At 61.0% G+C, this 26,769-nt stretch carries 25 protein-coding genes and 1 pseudogene; 12 read left to right on the forward strand and 14 right to left on the reverse strand.

The genetic code is table 11. From position 1 onward, the window contains the following. Positions 1–93: 93 nt before the first annotated feature. Positions 94–768 (reverse strand): hypothetical protein, encoded by a 675-nt coding sequence (locus CGA21_RS24850; protein WP_020799436.1) that lies wholly within the window; start codon positions 766–768, stop codon positions 94–96. A gap of 364 nt (positions 769–1,132) precedes the next feature. Between CGA21_RS24850 and CGA21_RS24855 the strand changes: the two genes are divergently transcribed. From CGA21_RS24855 to hemB, 3 genes are all read left to right on the forward strand, one after another. Next, positions 1,133–1,846, forward strand: coding sequence for a glutathione binding-like protein (locus CGA21_RS24855; protein WP_188265250.1), 714 nt, complete (start codon positions 1,133–1,135; stop codon positions 1,844–1,846). Positions 1,847–1,864: 18 nt separating this feature from the next. Further along, the gene (locus CGA21_RS24860) at positions 1,865–2,707 is read left to right on the forward strand and encodes a PhzF family phenazine biosynthesis protein (protein WP_188265251.1); all 843 of its coding nucleotides are present in this window, start codon (positions 1,865–1,867) and stop codon (positions 2,705–2,707) included. Between the two features lie 143 nt (positions 2,708–2,850). Then, a complete protein-coding gene (hemB, locus tag CGA21_RS24865) occupies positions 2,851–3,825 on the forward strand; it encodes a porphobilinogen synthase (protein ID WP_020799433.1) in 975 nt (324 codons plus the stop codon). A gap of 671 nt (positions 3,826–4,496) precedes the next feature. Here the strand turns inward: hemB and CGA21_RS24870 are convergent. Then, on the reverse strand, positions 4,497–6,152 hold the full coding sequence (locus CGA21_RS24870; RefSeq protein ID WP_411157088.1) for an FAD-dependent oxidoreductase: 1,656 nt from the start codon (positions 6,150–6,152) through the stop codon (positions 4,497–4,499). A gap of 43 nt (positions 6,153–6,195) precedes the next feature. Here CGA21_RS24870 and CGA21_RS24875 point away from each other — a divergent pair, with 43 nt between their 5' ends. Further along, entirely contained in the window at positions 6,196–7,287 is a 1,092-nt protein-coding gene (locus CGA21_RS24875; protein WP_188265253.1) for a DUF1615 domain-containing protein, read from the forward strand. 107 nt (positions 7,288–7,394) lie between these two features. Here the strand turns inward: CGA21_RS24875 and CGA21_RS24880 are convergent, their stop codons facing one another. Continuing rightward, entirely contained in the window at positions 7,395–7,718 is a 324-nt protein-coding gene (locus CGA21_RS24880) for a hypothetical protein (protein WP_179055144.1), read from the reverse strand. Between the two features lie 225 nt (positions 7,719–7,943). Between CGA21_RS24880 and CGA21_RS24885 the strand changes: the two genes are divergently transcribed. Further along, positions 7,944–8,567, forward strand: a complete 624-nt coding sequence (locus CGA21_RS24885; protein ID WP_188265254.1) for a glutathione S-transferase N-terminal domain-containing protein — start codon at positions 7,944–7,946, stop codon at positions 8,565–8,567. 44 nt (positions 8,568–8,611) lie between these two features. Here CGA21_RS24885 and CGA21_RS24890 read toward each other — a convergent pair whose 3' ends face one another. Beyond that, positions 8,612–9,052: a CBS domain-containing protein gene (locus tag CGA21_RS24890; RefSeq protein ID WP_007944798.1), complete on the reverse strand. Its 441-nt coding sequence runs from the start codon at positions 9,050–9,052 to the stop codon at positions 8,612–8,614. A 275-nt stretch (positions 9,053–9,327) separates the two neighbouring features. Here CGA21_RS24890 and CGA21_RS24895 point away from each other — a divergent pair, with 275 nt between their 5' ends. Beyond that, positions 9,328–11,688, forward strand: coding sequence for a DNA polymerase II (locus tag CGA21_RS24895; protein ID WP_188265255.1), 2,361 nt, complete (start codon positions 9,328–9,330; stop codon positions 11,686–11,688). On the opposite strand, the gene CGA21_RS24900 is transcribed toward CGA21_RS24895, so the two are convergent. From CGA21_RS24900 to CGA21_RS24910, 3 genes are all read right to left on the reverse strand, one after another. Further along, positions 11,653–12,123: a DUF1810 domain-containing protein gene (locus tag CGA21_RS24900; protein WP_188265256.1), complete on the reverse strand. Its 471-nt coding sequence runs from the start codon at positions 12,121–12,123 to the stop codon at positions 11,653–11,655. The genes CGA21_RS24895 and CGA21_RS24900 overlap by 36 nt on opposite strands. A 27-nt stretch (positions 12,124–12,150) precedes the next feature. After that, on the reverse strand, positions 12,151–12,972 hold the full coding sequence (locus CGA21_RS24905) for an aldo/keto reductase (protein ID WP_188265257.1): 822 nt from the start codon (positions 12,970–12,972) through the stop codon (positions 12,151–12,153). 111 nt (positions 12,973–13,083) lie between these two features. Continuing rightward, the gene (locus tag CGA21_RS24910) at positions 13,084–13,299 is read right to left on the reverse strand and encodes a hypothetical protein (RefSeq protein WP_188265258.1); all 216 of its coding nucleotides are present in this window, start codon (positions 13,297–13,299) and stop codon (positions 13,084–13,086) included. Positions 13,300–13,304: 5 nt separating this feature from the next. Here CGA21_RS24910 and CGA21_RS24915 point away from each other — a divergent pair, with 5 nt between their 5' ends. Beyond that, the gene (locus tag CGA21_RS24915) at positions 13,305–14,045 is read left to right on the forward strand and encodes a hypothetical protein (RefSeq protein ID WP_188265259.1); all 741 of its coding nucleotides are present in this window, start codon (positions 13,305–13,307) and stop codon (positions 14,043–14,045) included. 245 nt (positions 14,046–14,290) lie between these two features. Continuing rightward, complete coding sequence (locus CGA21_RS24920) at positions 14,291–15,076, forward strand: sulfite exporter TauE/SafE family protein (protein WP_033041934.1); 786 nt, start codon at positions 14,291–14,293, stop codon at positions 15,074–15,076. 47 nt (positions 15,077–15,123) lie between these two features. Here CGA21_RS24920 and CGA21_RS24925 read toward each other — a convergent pair whose 3' ends face one another. Genes CGA21_RS24925 through speF form a run of 3 tightly spaced genes read right to left on the reverse strand, consistent with a single transcriptional unit; the run spans position 15,124 to position 19,638 of the window. Beyond that, a complete protein-coding gene (locus CGA21_RS24925) occupies positions 15,124–16,029 on the reverse strand; it encodes an amino acid ABC transporter substrate-binding protein (RefSeq protein WP_188265260.1) in 906 nt (301 codons plus the stop codon). A gap of 48 nt (positions 16,030–16,077) precedes the next feature. Continuing rightward, positions 16,078–17,418 (reverse strand): putrescine-ornithine antiporter, encoded by a 1,341-nt coding sequence (gene potE, locus CGA21_RS24930; protein ID WP_188265261.1) that lies wholly within the window; start codon positions 17,416–17,418, stop codon positions 16,078–16,080. A 33-nt stretch (positions 17,419–17,451) separates the two neighbouring features. Beyond that, the gene (gene speF / locus CGA21_RS24935; protein WP_188265262.1) at positions 17,452–19,638 is read right to left on the reverse strand and encodes an ornithine decarboxylase SpeF; all 2,187 of its coding nucleotides are present in this window, start codon (positions 19,636–19,638) and stop codon (positions 17,452–17,454) included. 268 nt (positions 19,639–19,906) lie between these two features. Between speF and CGA21_RS24940 the strand changes: the two genes are divergently transcribed. Further along, a complete protein-coding gene (locus CGA21_RS24940) occupies positions 19,907–20,656 on the forward strand; it encodes a tetratricopeptide repeat protein (protein ID WP_188265263.1) in 750 nt (249 codons plus the stop codon). A 21-nt stretch (positions 20,657–20,677) separates the two neighbouring features. On the opposite strand, the pseudogene CGA21_RS30025 reads toward CGA21_RS24940, so the two are convergent. Continuing rightward, positions 20,678–20,749 (reverse strand): annotated as a pseudogene (locus tag CGA21_RS30025) (VOC family protein); the annotation flags it as partial. 148 nt (positions 20,750–20,897) lie between these two features. Here CGA21_RS30025 and CGA21_RS24945 point away from each other — a divergent pair. Next, positions 20,898–21,461: a DUF4174 domain-containing protein gene (locus CGA21_RS24945; RefSeq protein WP_020798141.1), complete on the forward strand. Its 564-nt coding sequence runs from the start codon at positions 20,898–20,900 to the stop codon at positions 21,459–21,461. A gap of 194 nt (positions 21,462–21,655) precedes the next feature. On the opposite strand, the gene ampC is transcribed toward CGA21_RS24945, so the two are convergent. Then, positions 21,656–22,813 carry a class C beta-lactamase gene (gene ampC / locus CGA21_RS24950; protein ID WP_188265264.1) on the reverse strand — a complete coding sequence of 386 codons (1,158 nt, stop codon included), beginning with the start codon at positions 22,811–22,813 and terminating at the stop codon, positions 21,656–21,658. Between the two features lie 264 nt (positions 22,814–23,077). On the opposite strand from ampC, the gene CGA21_RS24955 reads away from it, so the two are divergent. After that, the gene (locus tag CGA21_RS24955) at positions 23,078–24,013 is read left to right on the forward strand and encodes a LysR family transcriptional regulator (RefSeq protein WP_188265265.1); all 936 of its coding nucleotides are present in this window, start codon (positions 23,078–23,080) and stop codon (positions 24,011–24,013) included. On the opposite strand, the gene CGA21_RS24960 is transcribed toward CGA21_RS24955, so the two are convergent. Next, the gene (locus CGA21_RS24960; RefSeq protein WP_188265286.1) at positions 23,998–24,444 is read right to left on the reverse strand and encodes a GlcG/HbpS family heme-binding protein; all 447 of its coding nucleotides are present in this window, start codon (positions 24,442–24,444) and stop codon (positions 23,998–24,000) included. The genes CGA21_RS24955 and CGA21_RS24960 overlap by 16 nt on opposite strands. An 11-nt stretch (positions 24,445–24,455) precedes the next feature. After that, the gene (locus CGA21_RS24965; protein ID WP_188265266.1) at positions 24,456–25,805 is read right to left on the reverse strand and encodes a metal-dependent hydrolase family protein; all 1,350 of its coding nucleotides are present in this window, start codon (positions 25,803–25,805) and stop codon (positions 24,456–24,458) included. 491 nt (positions 25,806–26,296) lie between these two features. On the opposite strand from CGA21_RS24965, the gene CGA21_RS24970 reads away from it, so the two are divergent. Next, positions 26,297–26,689, forward strand: a complete 393-nt coding sequence (locus CGA21_RS24970) for a nuclear transport factor 2 family protein (protein WP_188265267.1) — start codon at positions 26,297–26,299, stop codon at positions 26,687–26,689. The last annotated feature ends 80 nt before the right edge of the window (positions 26,690–26,769 follow it).

Below are 26,769 nucleotides of genomic sequence, written 5' to 3' on the forward strand. Positions count from 1 at the left end.
CATCCACCGCGGGAAGTCAGACAGCCAGTGTTTTCGTTGGCGATCATCGCGAGCATGCTCGCTCCTACAAGAGTGATGCCAGGCACTGCACAATCAGGTCGGGCAACTCTCCTGCCCGTTATCCAGCCCCTGCTTGTAGCTATGGCTTTGCAAGCTGGCCTTGCCGTTGTGCCAGGTCAGGGTCAGCACGTACAGCGAGTCATAGTCGCTCGATTCCCAGTCCTCGGTGATCTTCTGTTTCTTGCCGACGGCTTCACCGGCGACCTTGTTGATCAGTTCTGGCAGATAGCCGTGGGACCAGGCCGTATAGATGACCGAGTTGTGGTACTTGTCGTGGAGCAGTTCATCGGCGAGGTCACTGGTGTCGTTGGCCGAGAAGTTGATGTTCACCGGCAAACCGAGCTTGATCGCGCTGGGGCTGATGGTCATCAAGGGGCGGATGTAGCTGTAGGAGTTGTCCAGTTCGCCTTCCTCGACATTGCGCGTCGGGTTGGCGGCGAACACGTAGTCGGCCTTGCCGAATTTTTCTGGCAGCAGGGTGGCCAGGTCGATGGCGCGGTTCAAGCCCTGGCAATTGAGCTGGCCCAGGCCGCCCTCGGGCTTTTCCGCATGGCGCAGGAACACCAGGGTCTGGGTGCCATCCACCGGCTGGGCGCGGCTTTCGCTGGACTCCAGCACCAAAAACAACGTGCTGGCTGCCAGCAAGGCAGGCAGGAGCAAATACGCACGATGTTTAAAGTGTCGGGTGAATTTCAAGGGATTGATCATTGAATAAAAGATTCTTCAGCGCATTGGGTTAAGGCTGACAAACCTTTGCACCGCGACTTTCCTGCGTCGGGTGTTTTCCATGTCGTGGAGCCGTTCCGTATCAAAGGGACATTACTCAGAGTCCCCTGAAGCCCGTTTGGTTCGATTCCGGCCGAGAGCGCAGCACTTTACCGGTAACCTTTGGCGGGTTGCAGCGAAGGTTATCGACAGGATGTTGCGAAATTATGGACACCCTACACGAGCGGGTAGACAAACACAGTTATCTCGCTTGATCTTGACCATCAGCGATAATCATGGCGCCAGACGCCGCAGTCCGGGTCATCTCCTTTATGATCGGCATTCTCAATTTCTCGTGGAGGCTCCCATGACCGATTTGTCTGCGTTCCCCATCACCCGCAAATGGCCGGCACGCTACCCTGAGTGGATTCAACTGTATTCCTTGCCGACCCCCAATGGCGTCAAGGTTTCGATCATGCTCGAAGAGATCGGCCTGCCCTATGAGCCCCATCGCGTCGGCTTCGACACCAACGACCAGCTGTCGCCCGAGTTCCTGTCGCTGAACCCGAACAACAAGATCCCGGCCATTCTCGATCCCCATGGTCCGGACGACCAGCCGTTGCCGCTGTTCGAGTCCGGGGCGATCCTGATCTACCTCGCCGACAAGAGCGGGCAATTGCTGGCCCAGGAAACGGCGGCGCGCTACGAGACCATTCAGTGGCTGATGTTTCAGATGGGCGGCATTGGCCCGATGTTCGGCCAGCTCGGTTTCTTCAATAAATTCGCCGGCAAGAACTACGAAGACAAGCGTCCGCGTGACCGCTATGTCGAGGAAAGCCGACGCCTGCTCAGTGTCCTCGATGCACGCTTGCAAGGGCGCGACTGGATCATGGGCGAACGCTATACCATCGCCGATATCGCGACCTTCCCGTGGGTGCGCAACCTGATCGGTTTCTATGAAGCCGGCGACCTGGTCGGCATCCAGAACTTCCCCAATGTCACGCGGGTGCTGGAGAAATTCCTGGCACGGCCGGCGGTCAAGCGCGGGCTGGAAATCCCCAAGCCAAACGATTTGATCTGATCAGGACCAGGGACGGCCATGTATTCATTCAATTTCAAGCAAGTCGATGTCTTCAGTCGCGTACCACTCAAAGGCAATCCGCTGGCGGTGGTGTTTGCTGCCGACAAGCTGAGCGATGAACGCATGGCGGCGTTCGCGACCTGGACCAATCTCAGCGAAACCACGTTCATCCTGGAACCGCAGGATCCCCGTGCCGATTATCGGGTGCGGATATTCACCACCCTCAAGGAGTTGCCATTTGCCGGACATCCGACCCTGGGCACTTGCCATGCCTGGCTTGAAGCTGGCGGTGTGCCCAAGGGCGAAGAGATTATCCAGGAGTGCGGTGTCGGCCTGGTGCGGGTTCGTCGGCAGGGCGCGGAGCTGGCGTTTCTCGCTCCGCCACTGCTCAAGACCGGGCCGGTGGACGCCACTCTGATGGCGCGTGTGTGCTTGGGTTTGGGGCTGGAGCCGCAGGCGATTGTCCGCGCGCAATGGGTTGATAACGGTGCGGGCTGGCTGGCGGTGTTGCTCGCGGATCGCCAGCAAGTCCTGGACTTGCGACCGGACCATTCGCACATGCTCGGCCTCGCCGTGGGTGTCATCGCGCCGTGGCATGCGGAACGCGATGGCGATGAAGCGCAGTTCGAAGTCCGCGCATTCATTTCCGGTGACGGTATGCCTGAAGATCCGGCCACGGGCAGCCTCAACGCCGGGATTGCCCAATGGCTGCTCGGTGAAGGGCTGGCGCCGGCTCGCTACGTGGTCAGCCAGGGGTTGACGATGGGCCGCGCGGGGCGCATCCAGGTGGAACAGGTGGGGGAGGAAATCTGGATCGGCGGGGCGGTGGTGACCTGTATCGACGGCACGCTGGCCCTTTGATTGACCCGACCTCTGCGGGAGCGATTATTGCGGGTGCGGTAAGGGTAATTTCTCCCGGCTGATTTGTGCCCTGCACCTTGCAGGGCATAAGCTTTGCCCCCTCTACGACTTTCATCTTGTTTTTCGTTTTTTGAGGCATCTCCATGTCCAGTCAGTTCCCCGAAGCACGCCCACGCCGTCTGCGCCGCAATGCAAGCCTGCGCAGTCTGTTCCAGGAAACCGAGTTCAGCTTGAACGACTTGGTACTGCCGATTTTCGTCGAAGAAGAAATCGATGATTTCGTGCCGATCAAGAGCATGCCCGGTGTGATGCGCATTCCGGAATCGAAGCTGGCGGGGGAGATCGAGCGATATGCCCGTGCCGGGATCAAGTCGGTGATGACCTTTGGCGTGTCCCATCACCTGGACAGCAATGGCAGCGACACCTGGAACGACAATGGCCTGGTGTCGCGCATGTCGCGCATCGCCAAGGACGCCGTGCCGGAAATGATCGTGATGTCCGATACCTGTTTTTGTGAGTACACCGACCACGGGCATTGCGGCGTGATGCACAACCTTGAGGTCGATAACGACCAGACCCTGCTCAACCTCGGCAAACAGGCGGTGGCTGCTGCCCGTGCCGGTGCTGACGTGATTGCCCCATCGGCCGCCATGGACGGGCAGGTCCAGGCTATTCGCCGGGCGCTCGATGCCGCCGGGTTCACCCAGACGGCGATCATGGCCTATTCGACCAAGTTCGCCTCGGCGCTCTACGGACCGTTCCGCGAAGCTGGCGGCAGCGCGCTCAAGGGCGATCGCAAAAGCTACCAGATGAACCCGATGAATCGTCGTGAGGCGGTGAGGGAGTCGCTGCTGGACGAACAGGAAGGCGCCGATGCGCTGATGGTCAAGCCGGCCGGAGCGTACCTCGACATCATCCGCGACATTCGCGAAGCCTCGCGCCTGCCCTTGTCGGCGTATCAGGTGAGCGGGGAGTACGCGATGATCAAGTTCGCCGCACAGGCGGGGGCTATCGATGAGGATCGCGTGGTGCGCGAAAGCCTGGGCGCCATCAAGCGGGCAGGGGCTGATCTGATTTTCACATATTTTGCGATGGACCTGGCACTGGCGGGGATCTGAAAACAACCACAACCCTTGTAGGAGCCAGGTTTGCCGGCGAAGAACGATGACGCGGTCTAGGGGTACATATCCATTGCTGCGGTAACGGCCTCCTATGGTTTCGCTCTTACAGCGACTCACTTTTTCAAACGCCAAAAAGTAAGCAAAAGGCTTTGCCCCACCACTCGGTGCCTCGCTAAGGCTCGGCATGCCCTCACTCCGGCATTGCTCCGTGGGTCGCCGCGATGGGCCGTCCCTGGCCCAGCGCGGCTAAACCGGCGTCCTGCCGGTTTCCCCACTGCGCAATGCCTGCGTTCGGCCATCGTGGTTAACGGGGCGCCCAGATCAAAAACAAAAGCGAGGCGGCCTTAAAGCCGAACTGACTTTTCCGGTTACCGCCAATGATCGTTCCCACGCAGAGCGTGGGAACGATCAATGCGCACGGCTCCCGATCAGGTCGGCTTTAAGGCCGCCTCGCTTTGGCTTTTGATCTTGATCTGGCTTTTGATTTTCTTGCCCCATCGAGAGGCCGGAGCGAGGGTTCCCCGAGCGCCAGCGAGGGGCCGAACGCCAGGGGCAAGAGCCCTTGGTTACTTGGGGCTTTTCCAAGTGACTCGCCGTAAGGGCGAAACCCTAGGTGGCCGTTACCGCAGCAACGGATATACACCCAATCCAAATACCCCAACCTAAAATCAGGGCGCGCCAAAGTACGGTCGGATCCCGCGGTCGCGAAAATACCGTTCGATCACCTTCGGGTCCGAACAGGTTTCGGCAATCGCCACGTATGTATCCGGCCGTAGCAGGTAGAACCCGTTGCGCCCAAGGCCGGCCGTTTCGAATGCCGGGCGCCAGCCGAACACATGCAGCGGCAGATGGTGCTCGTGGCACCAGGCGATCATCTCGTCGCTGGTGTCGCCATACACATGCACCTGCCAGGTCGGGCATTTGAGCGATTCAAAATTGTCACCTTCACCGTCGTGCGCCCAGGGCAGGCGGTCGCCACCATGCACCTGCCCGGCAACGCCTGTGCTCAAGGGCATGTCGCGATAGTTCAGGGTGATTTGCGACACGGTGCGGAACAGGAATTCGCGGGTGGTTTCGAACGAGGCCATTTTCGGAATCAGCAAGGGCGCCAGCCGCGTGCGCAACACATCCGCCATGGGCCCCTCGGCGGTGACGAACGTGAACACCCGGTCGGTGGTGGCCACCAGCTTGCGGGCGAAGGCGATGCGCTCGGTTTCGTAGGAGTCGAGCAATTTCGCCTCGGCGCCGCCGCTCAGTACCGCCGCGAGTTTCCAGGCCAGGTTGATGGCATCGCCAATCCCTGTGTTCATGCCCTGGCCCCCCGCGGGGCTGTGCACGTGGGCGGCGTCGCCCAACAGGAAAGCGCGTGCGCTGCGAAAGTGATCCGCCACCCGATGATGCACGCGGTAGGTCGAGAACCAGTTCAGTTGTTCGACCTTGACCTGCATATGCTCGATGGCCCGACTGCTCACGTCGTCAAATTGCAGGGTTTGCGCCTGTTCGGCGCGTTCGTCGCGCACGGTGCCGATCAAGCGTGCTCGGCCGCTGCCAGCCAGTGGGAATACCGCGAGGAAATCTGCCTCATCCAGATCCACATGCAGTTCGCCATTGAACGCCGGGCCGCTGGCTTGCACGTCGGCGACGTAGAAAACCTGCTGGTAGGTGCCGCCTGGAAAACCGGTGTCCAGGGTCTTGCGAACGATCGAACGGGCGCCGTCGCAACCGGCCAGGTAGCAGGCCTGGCAGGTTTCCTGTTGGCCGTCGGGCAAGCGCAGCGTGGCGCTGATGCCGTCATCGGTTTGCTCGAAACCTTCGAGCTCGGTGTTGCGTTCCACCGTGATGCCGAAGGTTTGCAGGCGATCGATCAGTAGCCGTTCGTGTTCGTCCTGCGGGAATATTTCGAGGAAGGCGTAGGGCGTCAGGCCTTCACCGACGCGGTTCAACGGCAGGCGCGCCACGGGCTGGCCTTTTACCCAGAAATTGGCGGCCGCGACCTGATGACCGTCGCGCAGGATGGCGTCGGCCAGGTCCAGCTGGCGATACAGCTCCAGCGTGCGCGCCTGCACCGCCAGTGCCCGTGAAGTGGTGCCCGGTGCAGAAGTCTTGTCGACGATCCGCACGCGAACCCCCAGTTTGCTCAGCCATAGCGCCAGCACCAACCCCGTCGGGCCGGCGCCGATGATCAACACATCGCTACGCTGCATGACCCCGTCCTCTTGCCGTGTGCTGCAAGTATGGTCCAGCCTTGCGCAGCGGCCAGCGTTTTTCATCGGCACCTGAGGAACAGCCGGGTTCGCGCCACGGTCATAGCCTGCGCCATGCATTGATCGTATGGTTAACCCGGTTCAACGAACGCCCTGGAGCAACATGCAAGCCCATCGATTGATCATGAGCATCACCGCGTTACTGGTGGTGGCCGGTTGCAGCAGTCAGCGACCCCAGGAAACCGCGGCGCGCAAGCCCGCCGAGGTCAAGGCGCAAATCGTGCGCTTGCTGCCGGCCAAAACCGTCGATCGCCAAGGGTGGGCCACGGACATCTACGCCGCGTTTGCTGCGCAGAACATCGCACCGACCACGCAAAACCTCTGTTCGGTGCTGGCGGTCACCGAGCAGGAGTCGACTTTCCAGGTGGATCCCGGTGTGCCGGGGCTGGGCAAGATCGCCCGGGATGAGATCGATCGCCGGGCGGCCAAGGCGCATATCCCCCAACTGTTGGTCAGCGGTGCACTGCGGGTGAGTTCGCCCAACGGCAAAACCTACAACGACCGGCTGAACGCCGCCCGCAGTGAAAAGGAACTGAGCGCGATTTTCGATGACTTCATTGGCATGGTGCCCATGGGCAAGACCCTGTTCGCAGGCTTCAACCCGGTACACACCGGCGGGCCGATGCAGGTCAGTATCGACTTTGCCGAACAGCATGCCAAAAGCTATCCGTATCCGGTGGAAGGCTCGATACGGCGTGAAGTCTTTACCCGCCGCGGCGGCATGTACTTCGGCATCGCGCATCTGCTCGGTTATCCGGTGAGCTACAAGCAGCCGTTGTACCGCTTCGCCGATTTCAATGCCGGTTGGTACGCCAGTCGCAATGCTGGCTTCCAGAATGCCGTGAGCCGGGCCTCGGGCATCCCGCTCGCGCTGGATGGCGACCTGGTCCGCTACGGTTCGATCATGCCTGGCACCACGGAGCTGGCGGTGCGCACCTTGGGCAAGCAGCTGGGCATGCGCAATCCGACGATCAGGGATCAACTGGAGGAGGGCAACACGCTGGCGTTCGAGGACAGCGAGCTCTATCAGCGGGTTTTCGCCTTGGCTGAACAGGCCGAAGGTCGTTCCCTGCCGCGCGCGGTACTGCCGGGGATCGTGCTGCAAAGCCCGAAAATCACCCGCAAGCTCACCACTGCCTGGTTTGCCAAGCGGGTCGATGAGCGTTACAAGCGCTGCATGGCGCGGGCAGGCTGAAGATATTGGCGAACGTCCACACGCTGTATGACTTTCGAGGTTTAACAGGCATGAAAAAGCCCGGCTGATCAGGCCGGGCTTTTTGTTGGCGCGGTGAAGCGAAGGGGTTAGGCGACAGTGTTGCCTTGCAGGCGGTCGGAGCCATCGGCGGCGACAGTGTTGCCTTGCAGGCGGTCGGAGCCATCGGCGGCGACAGTGTTGCCTTGCAGGCGGTCGGAGCCATCGGCGGCGACAGTGTTGCCTTGCAGGCGATCCGAACCATCGGCAGCCACACGATTCTCGATCAAGCGATCCGAACCACCCTCGGCCACCCGGCTTTCAATCAGACGATCCGAGCCACCTTCAGCCACGACAGGCTGAACAGAGGTAGCGGCAAAAGCGTTAACTGCAAAAACCGAGAAAGCGATGCTGAGGAGGGTTTGGCGTTTCATGATCGTGTGCTCCGGGGTGTAGTTGCTTGGTATGGAGCTGATGTTACGCCGCGGATTTTTTAAGAGAACTTCATTGACGTGATGGTGAACATCGACGCTATTGATAGGGGCGGTACGGTACCGTTCGTGGGCGTGATGGTGCAGTCGTCGGACGCTCGGGTCGTGGTCGATTGCGCCTTCTACACTGGATAGCTGGTGCTGATCGCGGCCAACCAGGAGATATGTATGTATCAACTCTACGGACACCAGAACTCGGGCGCGGCTGCGATCGAGGCCGCCCTGGAGCTGTGTGAGATCGCCTATCGCTTCATTGATGTCGAAACGTCCCCGCAGGCGGCCCAGGCACTGGAGAAGCTCAATCCGCTCAAGCAGATTCCGACGCTGCAACTGCCCGACGGCAGTGTCCTCACGGAGAGCGCGGCGATCCTGATTCATCTCGGGCTGACATTTCCCGAGTCGAACCTGTTGCCGTCTGACCCTGCCGAGCGTGACCAGGCCATTCGGGGCCTGGCGTTCATCGTCAGCAATTGTTATGCGGCCATCGGCATCATCGATTACCCGGAACGCTGGCTGGCCAATGCGGATGAAGCCTCGCGGCAAAACCTCATGGCCGGTACCCGACAGCGCTTGCATTGGAGCTGGGAAGTGTTTGCCGACCAGTTTTCCGCTGAGCTGTACCTGGGTGAGGAGGCTCCGGGCGCGCTGGATGTGCTGGCGGCGGTGATCACACGGTGGGCGGGCAGCCGCGAACACTTGCGCCGAACCCGGCCGGGCTTTTCCGCCTGGCTGGAACGCATTGACCGGCATCCGATATTGGCGCCGGTCTTTGCCAGGCATTGGCCTGCCTGATCACCACAAATTAATAATGTGGGGGGATTTGCAGTGTACTCGTATTATTCGCCGCGAATGTACTGCTCCAGCTGGCGAATCAACTCGGCCTGTTCGGCAATGGCTTCCTTGACCAGGTCGCCGATCGACAGCAAGCCTATCAACTTGCCGTTTTCCACCACCGGCAGGTGACGCAGGCGTCTGTCGGACATGATGCCCAGGCAGGTGTCGACGGTTTGATGGGTATCCACGGTGATGACGGGCGACACCATGATGTCGCGTACCGGCGTGCCCACGGAGGAGCGGCCATGCAGCACCAGTTTGCGCGCGTAGTCGCGTTCACTGATGATGCCCAGCACCTCGTCATTCTCCACCACCAGCAAGGCACCGACGTTTTTTTCGGCCATCTTCATCAGCGCTTCGAGCACCATGTGATCAGGTTTGATCTGGTGCACTTCCTGGTTCTTCTGATCTTTCAACTTGAGCAGTTGCGCGACGGTTTTCATGGCGGTTTTCCGGGTGTTGTCGTTGTCCTTGAAGAATCGTAGACCCAGGCGTTCAGGGCAAGGGCAAAAGCGGCAGATAGCACACAAAAAACGTCATTCGGCGGATTTTTTCCGAACCCGAAAAAATCGCAGCCTTTGTAGGAGCTGCCGCAGGCTGCGATCTTTTGATCTTGCTCCTGTAAATCAAAATCAAAAGATCGCAGCCTGCGGCAGCTCCTACATGTGTGGATGACGCGTAGAATTACTCGCTTGAACAAAACCCGAGGTCTGCAGTGGTGGATTTACCCCAGGGCTTCGTCCTGACCCGGCATTGGCGCGACACGCCGGCGGGCACCGAAGTCGAGTTCTGGCTGGCGACCGATAGCGGTCCCCGGCGCATCCGCCTGCCGCATCAGCCGTCGGTGGCGTTCATCCCGGCCGATCAGCGCGAGCAGGCCGAGGCGCTGTTGCGCGACGAAAAAAACGTCGAGCTCAAGCCCCTGGCCCTGCAGGACTTTGAACATCGCCCGGTGCTCGGCCTGTATTGCCAGCAGCACGGGCAACTGATGCGCCTGGAAACCGCACTGCGCAGGGCGGGCGTCGAGGTGTACGAGGCCGATGTGCGCCCGCCGGAGCGCTACATGATGGAGCGGTTCATCACCGCGCCAGTTCGCTTTGGCGGCACGCCGGGGGGCGATGGCCTGCTGCTCGAGGCGCAGATGAAACCCGATCCCGACTACCGTCCCAGCCTGAAACTGGTGTCCCTGGACATTGAAACCACCGCCCAGGCCGAGTTGTATTCCATTGCCCTGGAAGGTTGCGGCGAGCGTCAGGTGTATATGCTCGGCCCGCCCAATGGCGACCACGGCGCGGTGGATTTCCAGCTCGAATACTGCGAATCGCGAACCCTGCTGCTGAAGAAGCTCAATGAATGGTTTGCCCGCCACGACCCTGACGCGATCATCGGCTGGAACGTCGTGCAGTTCGACCTGCGGGTCTTGCATGAACACGCCCGGCGCCTGGCCGTGCCGCTGAAACTGGGGCGAGGCGGCGAGGAAATGCAATGGCGCGAACACGGCAGCGGCAATCATTACTTTGCATCCGCCGCCGGCCGGCTGATCATCGACGGCATCGAGTCCCTGCGCTCGGCGACCTGGAGCTTCCCCTCGTTCAGCCTGGAAAACGTCGCGCAAACCCTGCTGGGTGAAGGCAAGTCGATTGATAACCCGTACCAGCGCATGGATGAAATCAACCGCATGTTCGCCGAGGACAAGCCGGCGCTGGCCAAGTACAACCTCAAGGACTGCGAACTGGTCACGCGGATCTTCGCCAAGACCGAGCTGCTCAAGTTCCTGCTGGAGCGGGCCAGTGTCACCGGGTTGCCGGCCGATCGCATGGGCGGATCGGTGGCGGCGTTCACCCACCTCTACATGCCGCTGATGCATCGCCAGGGCTTCGTTGCGCCAAACCTGGGCAGCAAGCCGGCACAAGCGAGCCCTGGCGGATTTGTCATGGACTCGCGACCTGGGTTGTACGAGTCGGTGCTGGTGTTCGACTACAAGAGCCTCTATCCGTCGATCATCCGTACCTTCCTCATCGACCCGGTAGGCTTGATCGAAGGGCTCAAGCACCCCGATGACCAGGACTCGGTACCGGGTTTTCGCGGGGCGCGGTTTTCCCGCACCCGGCATTGCCTGCCCGCCATTGTCGCCCGGGTCGCCGAAGGCCGGGAAACCGCCAAGCGTGAGCACAATGCGCCGCTGTCCCAGGCGCTGAAGATCATCATGAACGCGTTCTACGGCGTGCTCGGTTCCAGTGGCTGCCGCTTCTTCGACACGCGCCTGGCGTCATCGATTACCTTGCGTGGCCATGAGATCATGCTGCGCACCCGAAAGCTGATCGAAGACCAGGGCCATACGGTGATCTACGGCGACACCGACTCGACCTTCGTCTGGCTGCGCCGCGCCCACGGCCAGCAGGAGGCCGCGCAGATCGGCCGCGCGCTGGTCGACCACGTCAACCAGTGGTGGCGTGAGCACGTGCGTGAAGAGTACGGCCTGGAGAGCGTGCTGGAGCTGCAATTCGAAACCCACTACAAACGCTTCCTGATGCCGACCATTCGCGGCGCGGAGGAGGGCAGCAAGAAGCGATACGCCGGATTGGTCACGCGCGCCGATGGCAGCGACGAAATGGTCTACAAAGGCCTGGAAACCGTGCGCACCGACTGGTCGCTGCTGGCCAGGCAATTCCAGCAGGAGCTGTATTCACTGATCTTCCACCGCAAACCCTATCAGGACTACGTGCGCGAGTATGTGCGCAAGACCCTGGCCGGTGAGTTCGACGACCGCCTGATCTACCGCAAGCGCCTGCGCCGCACGCTGGACGACTACCAGCGCAACGTGCCGCCCCATGTACGGGCGGCACGGATTGCCGACGATTACAACGATCGCCAGGGCCGCCCGCGGCAGTACCAGAATGGCGGCTGGATCAGCTACGTCATCACTGTCGCCGGCCCCGAGCCGCTGGAGATCCGCAGTGCCCCCATCGACTACGACCACTACATCACCAAGCAACTGCAACCGGTGGCGGACGCCATCCTGCCGTTTGTCGATGACGATTTTTCAACCCTGGTGGGGGGGCAACTGGGCTTGTTTTGAGTCCATCAGCGACAGGGTCCAGTCATCCAGGATGCCGTGAAAGTATTGGTTCAAGGCTTGATGAAAGAGACTGTCGTCGTCCGCGACCTGGGCGAACAAGGTCATCGAGGAGCGAAATTTCAGGTCGTCGGGGTGGCCGAATATCGCTGCCACCGAGCGCTGCTGGATGTTCAGCACCTGTTGGGTACACGTGCGCAGCCGGACACCCAGCAGCGGGTGTTCTAGGTAGGCCTGCGCTTCTTCCCGGGAACGGATCGCGAAGCGCCGGGACATTTCGCTGTCACCCAACCCGGCGAACTGCGGGAAAACGAACCACATCCAGTGACTGCGCTTGTGGCCGGCTTCGAGTTCGGCCTGGACCCGGTCGAACACCGGGTTCTGCGCCTGGACGAAGCGGTGCAGGTTAAAGGCGTCCGGTTGATCGGTGCTTCTCATGTCGAAGCCCTCTGACACCGCGATGGCTTAGACCATGGCCAACCGCTGCTTGCGTTTGGGCGCCTGAAACGCTTGGTCCAGCGCCTCCAGATCCCCAGCCTCCAGCTTCAACTGCGCCGCTTGCGCATTGAGCCGCACATGTTCGGGGCGGACGGCCTTGGGGATGGCGATCACGCCGTCCTGGCGCAGCAGCCAGGCCAGGGAAACCTGGGCAGGCGTGGCGTCGTGACGGGCAGCTACTTGTTTGAGCGTAGCATTGGCCAGCATTTTCCCTGCCTGGCCGATCGGACAGTAAGCCATGACCGGCATGCGTTGCTCCTTGCACCAGGGCAATAGATCAAATTCTATGCCACGTTCCTCCAGGTTGTAGAGCACTTGATTGGTGGCACAGCCCTCTGTCGAGAGCTCCTGCAGGTCGTCGAGATCAAAGTTGGACACGCCCCAACGGCCTATCTTGCCGGCTTCACGCAGGCGTTCGAAGGCTTCTACCGTTTCTTCCAGGGGATACTGGCCACGCCAGTGCAACAGGTACAGGTCGATGGAATCGGTCTTCAGCCGTCGCAGGCTGCGCTCGCACGCCTGGGGAATGCCCTGGCGACTGGCGTTGTGCGGGTAGACCTCGCTGACGAGGAAGACCTGGTCGCGCTGGCCGGCGATGGCGTCGCCCACCACTTGCTCGGCACCGCCTTCGGCGTACATTTCGGCGGTGTCGATCAGGGTCATGCCCATGTCGATGCCCAGGCGCAGTGCGGCGACCTCCTCTTGATGGCGGGCAGGGTCCTCGCCCATTTGCCAGGTGCCCTGGCCGATGACCGGTACCTGGGTGCCGGCCAATTGCTGGGTACGCATGCTTTGCTCCTTCTGGTCACTATTTCTGTTGGCATCAGGATAGACCCTCGGGTTCCATCCAGGTGGCTGTAGGAGCGAGCATGTCGAATCGTCGCACCGTCGCGATGGACGTCAACGATGACGTGGGAAACCTGACACCCCCACGGCGCTCTCAGGTTCATCGTCGGAACGCCGCCCGGAGCAGGCTCGCTCCCACGGGTGCCGGTGATCGATTCCATAGGAGCCGGTGATCGATTGGCGACGCTCGCCACCGCACTTTTGCGCAACTTGCGGCTCTATCCCTTGCCAGCCGATGGCGATCCCCCCGTCGGCCCATGCCAAGTTCATCGCCCATGGCTCGAGTTTCACCCCACATCATTCGCACAATCGGCCTGCTACTGGGTGGCCTGTCGCTGTTGCTGACCAGCGGTTGCAGTCATCAACCAGGCAACGACCTGTTCACCCAGATACGCGATGGCAAACCCCAGGAGTTCCTGCAGACCAGTGTCGACCGCATGGCGACGCTGGCCATGCGCGACAACCTCGACAGCCTTTATCTGCTGATGAGCAAGCTGTACCTGCGCAACCCCGAGGAGTTGAAAAAATCCGGCTTCCTCGATGCCAGGACTGCTGGCAAACAGGTGCGCATGGCCATTGAGCAGCAGCAGCCGTTGCCTACGCTTGGGGGCAAGAAGGATCTGGCGGCGCTGCGGTTTGCCATGAGCCCGGAGTTTCTCGGCGACCGGGTCGGCGCGTTCATCTATGCCATCGGCAGCATGTTGGTCACCGCCCACGGCAATCGCCTGGAGTTCTACATGACGGACGCGATCAACCCGACGTTCGTCAGCAACGCCGCGCGCAACATTGAAATCGCCACCTGGATCCTCAGCCAGCGGCAGACCAAGGACGGCCAGCCCATGCTGTTCTCCAACGAAATCTCGGAGGAGGGTAGCAACCTGAGTTTCGCCGTGGAGTTTGGCAAGATCGTCGCGCGACTGGACCTTTTGACCCAGATGCTCGACGAGCGCTATCGGCGGATCGGCTTGAATTATGCCCAGAGCCTGCTGTTCCTGAATTTTCTGCCGGTGCAATGACTGTTCCGCTCGGCGTCGCGACGAATGACCACCTGTAGGAGCTGCCGCAGGCTGCGATCTTTTGATCTTGTTTTTGAAGATCAAAAGATCGCAGCCTGCGGCAGCTCCTACAGGGCGGGATGCAGGATGCAAACAGGGCGGGATGCGAACAGGGCATAAAGATAGATCGCATCGATATAACTGGTTATAAGAAATATCGCTATGCTGCGGGCCAGTAATTTCCTGCAGTTTTTGTGGATGTCTCAATGGATTTGTTGAATATCGGGTTGGTCGTGGCCGGGCTGGTGGTCGGCTTTATCGTCGGCATGACCGGCGTGGGTGGCGGTTCATTGATGACGCCTATCCTGCTGTGGTTCGGCATCAACCCGGCCACCGCGGTCGGCACCGATTTGCTGTACGCGGCCATCACCAAGTCCAGTGGCGTGCTGGTCCACAGGAAGAACAACAATATCGACTGGTCGATCACCGGATGGTTGACCCTCGGCAGCGTGCCGGCGGTGATGTTGACGTTGTGGTTCCTCAGCAGCCTGAACGAAGCACCTGACGCGATGAACGCGATCATCAAGCAGGCCTTGGGTTTTGTCCTGTTCGCCACGGCGCTGGCGATCCTGTTCAAGAAGCGCCTGCTCGACTTCGCCCACAAGCGCGCCGGAGGCAACTACAAGCCCAGCGGCTCGCGCCTGAATGTCCTGACCGTGATCACCGGCCTGGTGCTGGGCACCATGGTCGCGCTGACCTCGATCGGCGCGGGTGCCCTGGGCACCGTGGCGTTGTTTATCCTCTATCCGTTGTTGCCGACCCGCCGCCTGGTCGGCACGGAAATCGCCCACGCCGTGCCCCTGACCCTGGTCGCCGGCCTTGGCCATGCGAGCATGGGCAATATGGACTGGCACGTGCTCGGTTACTTGCTGGTCGGTTCGTTGCCGGGGATTTACCTGGGCAGCCACCTGACCGGGCGCATCTCCGATGAATGGTTGCGCCCTTGCCTGGCGACGATGCTGGTACTGATCGGCTACAAACTGGCGTTCTAATCAATGTAGGAGCGAGCAGGCTCGCTCCCACAAAAAAACCATGCAGTTCAAGGCAATGCATACACCTTGAACAGCTTTTTCATCGTCTCGTTGATCCCGCCCAAGTACTTGTCGTAAGCCTGCTCAATGGCGCCGGAACGATAGGCCTCGCTCAGTGCCATATCCACCAGCAGGCGGAAGTCCTCGTCACCGCGTTCGACGATCATCGCCACCGGGGCGTACTCGAAGATGCGGTCCAGGACCATCAGGTCCTTGTTGGCGCCGCCTTTTTCCACCTGGTTTTTCAGAAGCATGCGCTCGGCAAAGAACGCATCGGCCTTGCGTGTGGCCACCAGCCCTGCGCCTTCTTCTATGTTGGCCACGGTCACCAGCGAAGCGATCACGCCGAGCATGCGCATCCGTTCGCGAATCCAGTCTTCGGTCACACCGCCCTCGATGGCGGCGTAGGTCTGGTTGGCCAGGCCACGGTTGATCGTCGCCCGCCAGGTCGGGCCAGGATTGGCCTCCCTGCCCTTGAGCGCGTTGAGCAGCGGTTCGGCGGCATCCTTGCGCACCAATACCGAGAGGCCGGCGGTGTAGACCGGAATCGAGTAGCTGATGGTCTTGCGCCGTTCGAGGGTCGGTGGGGTCGGCGTACAGAGGATATCGACCTTGCCCAGTTTCACCGCGCTGGTCTCTTCGGCCATGGTGACGGGCTGGTAGCGTACTTGCAGGTTGGGCAGGTTGAGCTCGGTCTTGAGCTTGTCGGCGATCTTCAGGCACAGATCGATGGCATAACCGCTGGCTTTGTCGCCTTGCGCAACGCTGAAGGGCGACAGGTCGGGCACGTAGCCCAGGGTAAAGGCATTGCTGGCGCGTATGCGCTCCAGGGTGTTGGCACCCGCCACCATTGGCAGCGCGGTAAACACCAGGGCGAGCAGCAGGCGTGTGGTTTTTGCAAAGGGTGCGTTCATGTCCGTTTCCCCCGTGTAGGAATGTCGGTGCAATCCTGGTTGCGATGCCTAAACATTGCCGGTCCTGGCCTGGACGGCGGCTGGCACGTCGACGAAACGCTTGGCGAGGAAACCATAGAGCAGGTAACCCAAGGCGAGCACCAGTGTGCCGCCAAATACCGCATCCTTGCCGCAGGCATACAGGGCGTACAACGAGTAGGCCACCGCCACCAGCAGCACCACCAGGTTGCGCGAGTACACCGCGGGCCCCACTTGGGCTTTGTGCATGATCACCAGCAAGCCGGTCAGCGCCGTTATGTAGGGGATCAGGTTGGTCACCGCCGCCAGGCTGACCAGTTTGCTGAACTGCGCAGCGGCATCGGGTGAGATGGTCGACACGGCCATGATTGTCTGCAACACGCCGCAGACGATCATGCCGATCACCGGTGCGTTGCTGGCGTTGACCTTGCTGAACAGCTTGAGGAACAGGTTCTGGTCGGCGGTCATCTTCGCCGTTTGTGCCAGGGTGAATTGCCAGCCCAGCAGCGAGCCAATGCAGGCCATGATCGCCAGGGCCATGACGATGTTACCCACCAACGGGTTGAACATCTTGGCGTAGACCAGCGCGAATGGTGCCGAGGAATTGGCCAGCTCGGCATTGGGAATGATGCCCTGGATGACGGTGGTCGACAGCACATAGACCGTGGCGGCGCCCAGGGTGCCGAACAGGCAGGCCAGCGGTACGTTGCGCTTGGGGTCTTCCACCGCATCGGTGGCCTGGGCTGCCGACTCCATGCCCAGGAAGGCCCACAGGGTCAGGGGGATGGCCTTGCCGATGGCTTCGGAGATGGCCAGGTCGTTGGGGTTCCAGGCGGCTTCCAACAGTTTGGCGTCGAACCAGAACCAGCCGATGATACTCAGGCCCGCCACCGGAATGATCACGCCCCACACGGTGAAAGCACCGATCTTGCCGGTGATGCTCGGGCCGCCGAAGTTGGCGATGATGGTGATCCAGATCAGCGCGACCGTGCCGACGAACAGCGGGATGGCACCACCGCTGAGCCAGGGCAGGAAGGCGCTCATGTAGCCCACCGCCGAGATCGCGACGGCGACGTTGGCAATCGCCAGGGACAGGAAGTACAGGTACGAGCAGAGGAAGAACCCCGACTTCGCATGGGCTTCCTCGGTGTAGGCGGACAACCCGCCGGACCGTGAGCAGAACACCCCGCACTGGGCGAAGCAATAAGCGATGGCCATCGAGCCGATCGCCGTGAAAATCCACGACAATAGCGAGACTGCACCGAGTTGGGCCATGTTGGTGGGGAGCATGATGATGCCTGAACCCATCATGTTGACCGTGACCAGCGTGGTGAGCCCCATCAGGCTCATTTTCTTGCTTGAATCAGCCATCGCACACTCCTTGCCCTGTTCAAGTGTCGCGGATCAGGTCTTGAGCACATACCCATAGGCACGGGTACGGCCACCTTGCTCTTGCAGATACACGCCTTGCAGTTCCGGGGTGAACCCGGGCAAAGCGTTGATGCCTTCTTCCAGCGCCAGGAAATACTTCAGGACCGCACCCCCCCAGATTTCCCCCGGCACCACGCACAACACGCCGGGCGGGTAGGGCAGCGCGCCTTCGGCAGCGACTCGGCCATCGGCATCGGCCAGCGCGACCAGCTCGACATTGCCACGGATGAATTCGATTTGAGCCTGTTGCGGGTTCATGGCTTTTTTCGGGAAGTGCTCCTTGCGGAACATGTCCTTCTGCAATTGCTGCACGTTATGGCTGCGGTAGAGATCGTGCATTTCCTGGCAGAGCTGGCGAATCGTGTAGTTGCGATAGCGGTCTTCAAAGCGTGCATAGATGGCCGGCAGTACCCGGCTCATGGGCGCGTCATCGCTGATGAACTGTTCGAAGCGTGCGAGTTGCGCGGCAAGATGGGCCATCTTCGCCCAGTCTTCGGCGGGCGTGAGCAGGAACAGGATCGAGTTGAGGTCGCACTTTTCCGGAACGATGCCGTTCTGGCGCAGGAAGTTGGCGAGGATGCCGGCGTGGATGCCGAAGTCGGTGTAACTGCCGTCAATCGGGTCAATGCCGGGAGTGGTAAACAGCAGCTTGCAAGGGTCGATGAAGTATTGCTTGTCGGCATAGCCGGGGAAGGCGTGCCAGCGATCCTTGGGATGGAATTCGAAGAAGCGCAGGTCGCTGGCGATGGCGTCGGTGGGGTGATCCTGCCATGGGCGCCCGTCGATGGTTTCCGGCACGAACGGGCGCACCAGGGTGCAGGCTTCCAGGATCAGCTTGCGCGCGTTGATGCCGAACTTCACGCAGTCTTCCCACAGGCGCAAACCACTGCGCCCGGCGTGGATACGCGCGTTCACATCCAGCGAGGCGAACAGCGGGTAGAACGGGCTGGTGGAGGCCTGGGCCATGAACGCGTTGTTCAACCGCGCGTGATTGCAATAGCGCGGCTGGCCCTTGATGTGGCGGTCCTTCTTGTGGATCTGCGACGCCTGGGAAAAGCCGGCCTGCTGTTTGTGCACCGATTGAGTGACGAAAATACCCGGGTCGTCTTCACCCAGTTCGAGCAGCATGGGCGAGCAATCCTTCATCATTGGGATGAACTGTTCGTAGCCCACCCACGCCGAGTCGAACAGGATGTAGTCGCACAACTTGCCGATGCGGTCGACCACCTGGCGAGCGTTGTAGATGGTGCCGTCATAGGTGCCCAACTGGATGATCGCCAGACGAAATGGTCGCGGTAGCCGGGCCTTGTCCGGGGCGACTTCATTGATCAGTTCGCGCAGGTAGTTTTCCTCAAAGCAGTGGGCGTCGATGCCGCCGATAAAGCCGTAGGGGTTGCGCGCGGTTTCCAGGTACACCGGCGTGGCCCCGGCCTGGATCAATGCGCCCTGGTGGTTGGATTTATGGTTGTTGCGATCGAACAGCACCAGGTCACCAGGCGTCAGCAGGGCGTTGGTGACCACCTTGTTCGACGCCGATGTGCCGTTGAGCACGAAGTAGGTCTTGTCCGCGTTGAACACTGTCGCGGCATGCTTCTGCGCCTGCAGGGCCGGGCCTTCGTGGATCAGCAGGTCGCCGAGCTTGACGTCGGCGTTGCACATGTCGGCGCGGAACAGGGTTTCGCCAAAGAAATCGAAGAACTGGCGGCCGGCGGGGTGCTTGCGAAAAAACTGGCCGCCCTGGTGACCGGGGCAGGCGAAGGTCGCATTGGCGGCCTCGGTGTAGTGCTTGAGGGCGTCGAAGAAGGGCGGCAACAAGTTTTCTTCGTAGGCCTTGGCGGCGGTTTCGAGTTGGTTGCCGTAGTACTCGGCGTTGTAGCTGGAGAGGTCGAACACACCGTTGACCAGCAGGATTACCTCGTGCAGGCGCTTGTAGACATCCAGTGCCCGATTGCCGGCACCGCCGCGAGGCACCACCAGAAACAGCGGGATGTCGAAGCCTGTTCGTTGAATGGCATCCAGCGCGCCACCCATTACATCGTCTACGGTCAGCACCGCGGCGGCGACATCGGTAAAGTCGGTCTGATCCAGGGCAACAATCGGGCGAGAGGTATGGAAACAATTCAGGACGGCATCGCTTGCAGCAACTTTCAAAACATTCATGCCCAGTGGCTCCTGGTCTGTTTTGACGATCTGTCATGGCAGGCAAACTTGCCCAATTCGGTATAGTTCATTTTTTTAAAGTAGAAAATTTTTAATGATCTGGGTAAGTCCGGGAGATTGACCCGTCTCACACGGCCTGAAGGGGCGTTGCCTCGGGAACTTCAGGGCGATAACCGGGTCATTAGGGACCCTGTATCGGCGTTTCCGAGCAGTGCTGGTGGCCTGCTTTCATGGCAGTTCCGTCCGAGATCAGCCGAGTCTGCCCCTGATGCCAACCAAGCGTTTTCTGCCGTGCCTCATCCTGGCGTGCTGCGCCATCGCGTCGCTTGATTCCCAGGCTGGCGAGCGAACAGCGCCCGCGCAAAGTAACAGCGCCTCCACCACCCTGATCGAAACCGCCTCTCGCCAGTACGAAAATGGCCAGTTGGACCAGGCCGCAGCCACGCTGGAACGTGCCCTGCACATCCAGCCGAACAATCCCGCGACCCTGCATTACCTCGGAGTGCTGCGCCTGCAACAGGGGCAATATCAGCAAGCTGAAACCCTGGCGATGCGCTCGAACATGCGGGTTGGTGGCAATGTCCAGTTACGCAACCGCAACTTCCAACTGATCCAGGCGGCGCAGCAGGCTCAGGCTTCGGGGACCCCACCCAAGGCCCAAGAGGACCTGCTCGCCTTACAGAAGGCTCGCGAAGAGGAGGCGCAAAGTCGGCGCGAAGCAGAACGGGTCGCGGCTGGACCCGCCTTGGAGAACACGGGGCCGCTTGCCGGCAATTTCGCTCGGGTGGCCGACTCTGCGGCGACTGCCACGCCACGGCCAGAAGGACAATTTCAGGTGGCTGCCGCCGAGCCAGGGCCCGTGTCCGATGAGATTGCGATTCCACGCGGCCATTGGCCACCGCCGGGTCAATGCCGCATCTGGTTTCCTGATCGCCCACCGGGCCACCAGCCCCCCGCCGGTAGCTGCAAGAAACTGCGAAAACGGGTTCCGCCAGGCGCCTTCATGATGCAGGGTTGAGTGGCCGCCAGGGAAGGGGCCTCATTCGCGGGTGAAGATCTCCAGTAGATGCCCATCCGGGTCGTCGAAATACACCCGCCGTCCTCCGCCATGGCTGCCCGTTTTCAGATTAGTCCAGCCTGTTGCGCAATGACCGCCCTCGCCTAAGCTTGGAGCAAGGCGAAACACATTTGCCGAGCGTCACCGGAACGAACGCCGCGATGCGCAATCATTAGAGCGTGGATATCAAAAGGAGATGCGCATGCTCATCAGGTCACTGACCCTGGCTACCTTGCTGGCGATTGCCGGCCCCTTGTTCGCCGCCGATGGCGATTCACCTCTGGATATCGACAAGGGCAGGGCCCGGCCGCTGATCGTGATTGCCCCGAGCACCGTCGACCCCGTCTGGGTCAACCTGAAAAAATCGCTGGAAGATCCCGCCAACAAACAGGGTGTCGCTGACCGCAACATCAGGGTGTACAGCGTGCTGAACATGTCCGGCCAACTGGACGGCAAGGACCTCGGCCAACAGGACACCATGGCGTTGATCCGTGCGCTGAAACTGGGGGCCGGCGCCTTGCCCAAAGTGATCCTGGTGGGCAAGGACGGCGAGAAGAAACTTGAAAGCTCAGGGGAAGAATCCAAGTCGGTCGACCTGAAGAAAATCTTCGCCACCATCGATGCCTTGCCGGCGACCGAGAAGGAAGCCGCAGCCCCCACGCCCCCGCCGGTTGCCGAAACCCCACCGCCCAAAGGGGCTGCCAAGGCTGCCAAGAACGCCAAGCCGGCAAAACCGGCCAAGCCACCGGAAATGCCGGATGATTAGTCTGGGTGGCGCTGGAAACAGGTTTTCCAGTGGGTGGGAGTGACTGGTAAATCAGGCGCTGGACAACATTGCCCCCCCCCCGCAATAGCGCTAATCCTCTGTAGGAGCGAGCATGCTCGCGAAAAACCTGAAATCGCCGTTGGGTGTCAGGTTTCCCGAGTAATCGTTGACGACCATCGCGAGCATGCTCGCTCCTACAGGGCCAAAGCGCTCAGAATCTGATGAGCAATCTTCACCCGCTCTGCATTCGGATAATTCTTGTTGGCCAGAATCACAACCCCCACGTCCTTCGACGGCACATACGCCACATAAGCCCCAAACCCACCCGTCGACCCGGTTTTGTTGAGTAACACATTCCCTGACGGCGCTTGCGGCGGATTCAGCCACTGGACCGGGTGCGCCTGCATAGCCATCTCCGTCGAATTACCCGCCAGCAAGCGATCAAGCGTGACCGGATAGCGATACATCTCCCAACCAAGCCCCTGGGTCATATCACCGACGCTGTAGTAACCGGTATGGGTCAAGGCGATAGCCTGTTGCAAGGGCTTGTCCAGGCTGGCCGGTTTGAGATTGGCCTGAACAAAACCAATCAAATCCGCCGCGCTGGTTTTCACCCCGTAGGCTTCGGCATCCAGCGCTCCCGGTCCGACCCGCACGGGTTTGTCCGCCTTGTCGTAGCCCTGGGCATACAGCGCCATCTGCTCCTGCGGCACCTTGAGCCAGGTGTGTTTCAGCCCGAGCTTGGGCAGCAGGGTGTTTTCCATGGCGTCATCGAAGGGCTGACCCATGGCCTGGGCGGCGAGGTAGCCGGACAACCCGATGCTGGGATTCGAATACAGCCGTTGGCTGCCGACGGGATATACCGGTTTCCACTGCTGGTAGTAGCCGAGCATTTTATCCGCCGAGTCCGCCTCTGCAGGAAATTGCAGCGGCAGGCCGCCGGCGCTGTAGGTGGCCAGTTGCAACACGCTGATGTGGTCGAACGCGCTGCCGCGCAAAGCCGGCAGCACCTTGCTGGCCTTATCGGTCAAGGCCAGTTTGCCGGTGGCCTGGGCGTAGGCGATGAGGGTGGCGGTGTAGGTTTTGCTGACCGAGCCAATCTCGAACAGGGTGTCTTGCGTCACCGGCTTGCCGGTCTCTTTTGACGCTATGCCATAGTTGAAATATTGCTGTTTGCCGTTGACGGTGACGGCCACGGCCATGCCGGCAATGCCCTGGGCGTGCATGACGGGACGCACGGCGTCGCTGACAATCGATTCGAGGCGATCCTGCGCGATGGTGGGGCCTGCAGTCAGCATCGCCGCGCAGGCCGCTGAAATTTTCAACCTGCGCCGGTTGATTCGGTCCGTCATGGGTTTCGCTCCATTCACCTTGATGTGTCCGCGAGTATATTCGATGAGCCCCAGGCGCTGAAGATTTCCAGCGACGTCGCGCACGCCTTCGCGGCGGCCCCGGCCTGTTGGTGAACAGGGTGATGAGATAGGCGCAAGCGTAAATCGGCAGGCCAGGTATCTGCGACGGCGATACCTGCCAGCGCGGCATGCGATTGGCGTGAGCAAGACACCGGTCATTAAAGTTGCCACCTGCCCAATCCATCCATCTGAAACGGAAACAGCATGCGGTATCGTCGTCTCGACCTGAACCTGTTGGTGGCCCTCGACGCCTTGTTGAGCGAATGTAGCGTCAGCAGGGCCGCTGAACGATTGTGCCTGGGCCAGTCGGCGACCAGTTCGGCACTGGGACGCTTGCGTGAGCATTTCAATGACCCGTTGCTGGTTCAGGTCGGGCGCCGCCTGGAACCCACTGCCTTGGGGCTGGAGCTGTTGCCCAAGGTGCATGAAGCACTCGCCCTGACACGGCAGATCATCGATGCACCGGTGAACTTCGACCCAGCCACCTGTACTCGGCAATTTACCCTGGTGGCTTCCGACTACGTGGCCGGGGTGCTTTTTCCAGCGGTCAGTCTTGAGTTGGCGCACGTCGCGCCCGGCGTGCGTTTGAGCCTGCGCGACTTGCCGGTGCCACGCGACGGAGATGTGGTCAGTGAAGCGCTCGATTATCGGCGCAGTGACTGTGTGATCGTACCGCAGCGCCGCTTGAACGCGGATTATCCCCATGTGCCGTTGATGAGCGACCGGTTGTGTTGCATCGTCTGCGCGCAGCAGCCGCCGTTCGCCGAGGGTTTGAGCCTGACTGCCTATTGCGCTGCCGACCATGTTGTGCGCGAGTTTGCCGATGGGCGAAACCTGGCGCTGGATGCCCTGCATCTCCATGAGTTGGGCATTCATCGACGCGTGGCGGTGGCGCTTGAAAGCTTCGCGTTGATGCCGGAGTTCATCGTTGGCACCGCGCGAATCGCCACGGTGTTTCGCCGCCAGGCAGAGCGTTTCGCCCGGCGGTATCCGCTGCGTATTCAACCTGCACCTTTGGCCTTTCCCGAGGCCGTGCAGGTACTGCAATGGCACCCGTACCAGGAGCGAGATCCGGCGCTGATGTGGTTTCGCGGCCTGTTGTCGGAGCAGGCCGCGGCGCTTGATCAACCCGCCGGCTGATCACCGGTATCGGCCACCAACCCGGCCTGGTCGATGGCCTGCACAGCGCAACGCTCATCATTGTCCGAGGTGTCACCGCTGACGCCGATGGCGCCGAGAATCAACCCCTCGGCATTGCGAATCAGCACACCGCCCGCCACCGGAATGACTTCGCCGCCGGTCAAGCTGTTGATCGCATCGAAGAACGCCGGCATGGCGTGGGCGCGCCGTGCCAGTTCTCGTCCGCCGAAACCCATGCCCAGGCAGCCACGCGCCTTGCCCGTGGCGATTTGTGGGCGAAGGAAACTGGCCTGTTCGTCGCGCAGGACCACCAACGGATGACCTGCCACATCCAGCACGACGACGGCCAAGGGTTTGATACCGGTTTCTTGAGCGATCCGGATCGCGCTGCTCGCGATGTGAGTGGCGGTGAGCAGATCAAGTGTGTGCATGACGTCGATTCTCATAGGGCCCACTTGCCCAGTTGGGCAACACGGTCGCGGGTATACAGGTCCGTCCACTTCAGCGAGTTGAAGTCAGACACTTGCTTGGGGTTGTAAGGGCTGCGTTCCAAACGCACCGGTTGACCGGCCTTGTACACGGCTTTGAGGCGCGAGCGGTCTTGAAGGATACGGATGTCCTGCAGAGGCGAGCCGTCGAGCAACAGGAAGTCCGCTTGTTTGCCCACTTCCAAAGAGCCAATGGTTTCACCGCGCGGCATGCAGCGTGCGCCCACGGCGGTGGCGGCATACAACGCTTCGGCGGGCGTGAAGCCCAGCCGAGTGACCAGCAGTTCCGGCTCGCGAGCGTGCCATTCGCCGTACGGCGTCACGGCAAAACCGCTGTCACTGCCACAGGCGAATGGCACGCCGGCGGCCTTGGCACGCTTGAGCACCGCCGAGCCGATGTCCAGTGTGCGTGCGCAGTAACCGGCGTAGCCGGTGCTGATGGCCGGGTCGTGAGGCTGGCAAAAATCCACGGTGTTTTGCGGGAACGTCATGGTTGGCGCGAGGATACTGCCCGCGTCGAGCAAGGCCTCGATGCAGTCGTCGTCCATGTAGAAGGCGTGGAACACCAGGTCGACGCCGGCGCGTGCGGCATACATCACCGCTTCTCGGCCATAGGCATGCGTCGCCACTTTGCAGCCAAGGCGGTGGGCTTCTTCAACCATCTCATGGGTTTCTTCAGCGGTGAATGCGGCAATGATTTCGCCGTTCGGGCGGCGGTGAGTGCCGTCCATGGCGATCTTGATCAGGTCTACGCCATCCTTCGCCTGCTTGCGGATTTCTGCCAAGGCTTCGCTACGGCTGGTGACCAGGCGCGCCGTGAAATATTCCGGGGCGCCCACGCGGCTGGGAAACCAGTCATTGAGGCTTTGCCGATTAGTGATGACCCGGCTGCTGGCCGCGATCCGCGGGCCCTCGAACAGGCCAGCGGCAATCGCATTGCGCACCGAGATACTGAGCTGGCCACTATCGCCAGGGCAGACCATGCTGGTCACGCCCGCGGCCAACACATGTTGGGCGAAGAACATGCCGCGCAGCGCGCGGAATTCGTCGCTGGTCCAGATATCGATATCTTCTTCGCTCTGCGCGTTGCCGAACGCCAGGTGGGTATGCACGTCCACCAGACCCGGCATGACAAAGTCATCGCCCGCGTCCAGAACGGTGTCACCCGGTTGTGGCTGCGGCGCCAGGGCCGTCGGGCCGACATACGCCAGCAGGCCGTTTTCCACGACCAGCGTTTGCTGTTGGCGGGTGTGCAGGCCAGTGCCGTCGAACAAGGTCTGGCATTTGAGGTGCAGGGCATTCATGGCGTTTTCACTTTGCTGATGGTTATGCAACGCGAGGCTAGGGCGCGGCCATGGTCGCGACCAGCAACTTGCATCAATGCTCGGGTATTGATGGCGTCGATAGGTGCTCGATCCACGGTGGCCTGACCGCCGACCTGGCTCTGAAAGATGTCCCCAACCCCCTGTGGGAGCGGGCTGGCCCGCGATGGTCGTTAACGATAACGCGGGTTGCCTGAATGAACGCGGCGCCCAGCCGTTTTTCGCGAGCAGGCTCGCTCCCACAATTGACCGCGTTCACCTGTAGGAGCTGTCGAGTGCAACGAGGCTGCGATCTTTGATGTTCACAAGCCAGATCAAAAGATCGCAGCCAGCGGCAGCTCCTGCGGGTCACGGGAACGAGATCAAGGGCCGGGTATCGCGAGTGACGATGGCTGGCATCGTGATCGACGATTTTTTATGCGCCGGTGCGCAAGTCTATGGTGCGCGCTCGTCCCCCACAGAGAGCAATCCCCATGACCATCGCAACTGCAAGAACCGAACTCCTGGCACTTGAGCGGGAACGCCGTCGGGCATTGGTTGAAGAAGACTACCCACGCGTCGCCGAGCTTTTCGCCGATGACCTGGTGTATGTGCACACCACTGGACTTGTGCAAGGCAAGGCGGATTATCTGGAATATGCAAAAAGCGCCGTACAGTACCTGGAGATTGAGCGTGGCGAGTTGCAGATCCGCTTCTACGGCGAACACTTGGCGGTGATGACCGGCACGCAATGCAACACGTTACGCAAGCGCGGCGGCGATCAGTCGATCCGCGGTGACGGGTTTGCCACGCAGGTCTGGACGTTCGGTGCCGAGGGCTGGCAGATCAGCTCGTTTCATGGGACACGCGCACCTACATGTGGATAGATTGGCACCACACAAAACTGTAGGAGCCGGCTTGCTGGCGATGGCGATGGCATCCAGGCAGTCACATCAAGAACCAAACT

It is taken from the genome of Pseudomonas sp. PSB11 (assembly GCF_014596605.1).
GTDB lineage: Bacteria > Pseudomonadota > Gammaproteobacteria > Pseudomonadales > Pseudomonadaceae > Aquipseudomonas > Aquipseudomonas umsongensis.

What these genes read in the sequence shown, in the direction of transcription:
- CGA21_RS24850 (WP_020799436.1), bottom strand. Translation starts at nt 768, where the DNA reads ATGATCAATCCCTTGAAATTCACCCGACACTTTAAACATCGTGCGTAT.
- CGA21_RS24855 (WP_188265250.1), top strand. Translation starts at nt 1,133, where the DNA reads ATGACCGATTTGTCTGCGTTCCCCATCACCCGCAAATGGCCGGCACGC.
- CGA21_RS24860 (WP_188265251.1), top strand. Translation starts at nt 1,865, where the DNA reads ATGTATTCATTCAATTTCAAGCAAGTCGATGTCTTCAGTCGCGTACCA.
- hemB (WP_020799433.1), top strand. Translation starts at nt 2,851, where the DNA reads ATGTCCAGTCAGTTCCCCGAAGCACGCCCACGCCGTCTGCGCCGCAAT.
- CGA21_RS24870 (WP_411157088.1), bottom strand. Translation starts at nt 6,152, where the DNA reads ATGCATGGCGCAGGCTATGACCGTGGCGCGAACCCGGCTGTTCCTCAG.
- CGA21_RS24875 (WP_188265253.1), top strand. Translation starts at nt 6,196, where the DNA reads ATGCAAGCCCATCGATTGATCATGAGCATCACCGCGTTACTGGTGGTG.
- CGA21_RS24880 (WP_179055144.1), bottom strand. Translation starts at nt 7,718, where the DNA reads ATGAAACGCCAAACCCTCCTCAGCATCGCTTTCTCGGTTTTTGCAGTT.
- CGA21_RS24885 (WP_188265254.1), top strand. Translation starts at nt 7,944, where the DNA reads ATGTATCAACTCTACGGACACCAGAACTCGGGCGCGGCTGCGATCGAG.
- CGA21_RS24890 (WP_007944798.1), bottom strand. Translation starts at nt 9,052, where the DNA reads ATGAAAACCGTCGCGCAACTGCTCAAGTTGAAAGATCAGAAGAACCAG.
- CGA21_RS24900 (WP_188265256.1), bottom strand. Translation starts at nt 12,123, where the DNA reads ATGAGAAGCACCGATCAACCGGACGCCTTTAACCTGCACCGCTTCGTC.
- CGA21_RS24905 (WP_188265257.1), bottom strand. Translation starts at nt 12,972, where the DNA reads ATGCGTACCCAGCAATTGGCCGGCACCCAGGTACCGGTCATCGGCCAG.
- CGA21_RS24910 (WP_188265258.1), bottom strand. Translation starts at nt 13,299, where the DNA reads ATGAACTTGGCATGGGCCGACGGGGGGATCGCCATCGGCTGGCAAGGG.
- CGA21_RS24915 (WP_188265259.1), top strand. Translation starts at nt 13,305, where the DNA reads ATGGCTCGAGTTTCACCCCACATCATTCGCACAATCGGCCTGCTACTG.
- CGA21_RS24920 (WP_033041934.1), top strand. Translation starts at nt 14,291, where the DNA reads ATGGATTTGTTGAATATCGGGTTGGTCGTGGCCGGGCTGGTGGTCGGC.
- CGA21_RS24925 (WP_188265260.1), bottom strand. Translation starts at nt 16,029, where the DNA reads ATGAACGCACCCTTTGCAAAAACCACACGCCTGCTGCTCGCCCTGGTG.
- potE (WP_188265261.1), bottom strand. Translation starts at nt 17,418, where the DNA reads ATGGCTGATTCAAGCAAGAAAATGAGCCTGATGGGGCTCACCACGCTG.
- speF (WP_188265262.1), bottom strand. Translation starts at nt 19,638, where the DNA reads ATGAATGTTTTGAAAGTTGCTGCAAGCGATGCCGTCCTGAATTGTTTC.
- CGA21_RS24940 (WP_188265263.1), top strand. Translation starts at nt 19,907, where the DNA reads ATGCCAACCAAGCGTTTTCTGCCGTGCCTCATCCTGGCGTGCTGCGCC.
- CGA21_RS24945 (WP_020798141.1), top strand. Translation starts at nt 20,898, where the DNA reads ATGCTCATCAGGTCACTGACCCTGGCTACCTTGCTGGCGATTGCCGGC.
- ampC (WP_188265264.1), bottom strand. Translation starts at nt 22,813, where the DNA reads ATGACGGACCGAATCAACCGGCGCAGGTTGAAAATTTCAGCGGCCTGC.
- CGA21_RS24955 (WP_188265265.1), top strand. Translation starts at nt 23,078, where the DNA reads ATGCGGTATCGTCGTCTCGACCTGAACCTGTTGGTGGCCCTCGACGCC.
- CGA21_RS24960 (WP_188265286.1), bottom strand. Translation starts at nt 24,444, where the DNA reads ATGCACACACTTGATCTGCTCACCGCCACTCACATCGCGAGCAGCGCG.
- CGA21_RS24965 (WP_188265266.1), bottom strand. Translation starts at nt 25,805, where the DNA reads ATGAATGCCCTGCACCTCAAATGCCAGACCTTGTTCGACGGCACTGGC.
- CGA21_RS24970 (WP_188265267.1), top strand. Translation starts at nt 26,297, where the DNA reads ATGACCATCGCAACTGCAAGAACCGAACTCCTGGCACTTGAGCGGGAA.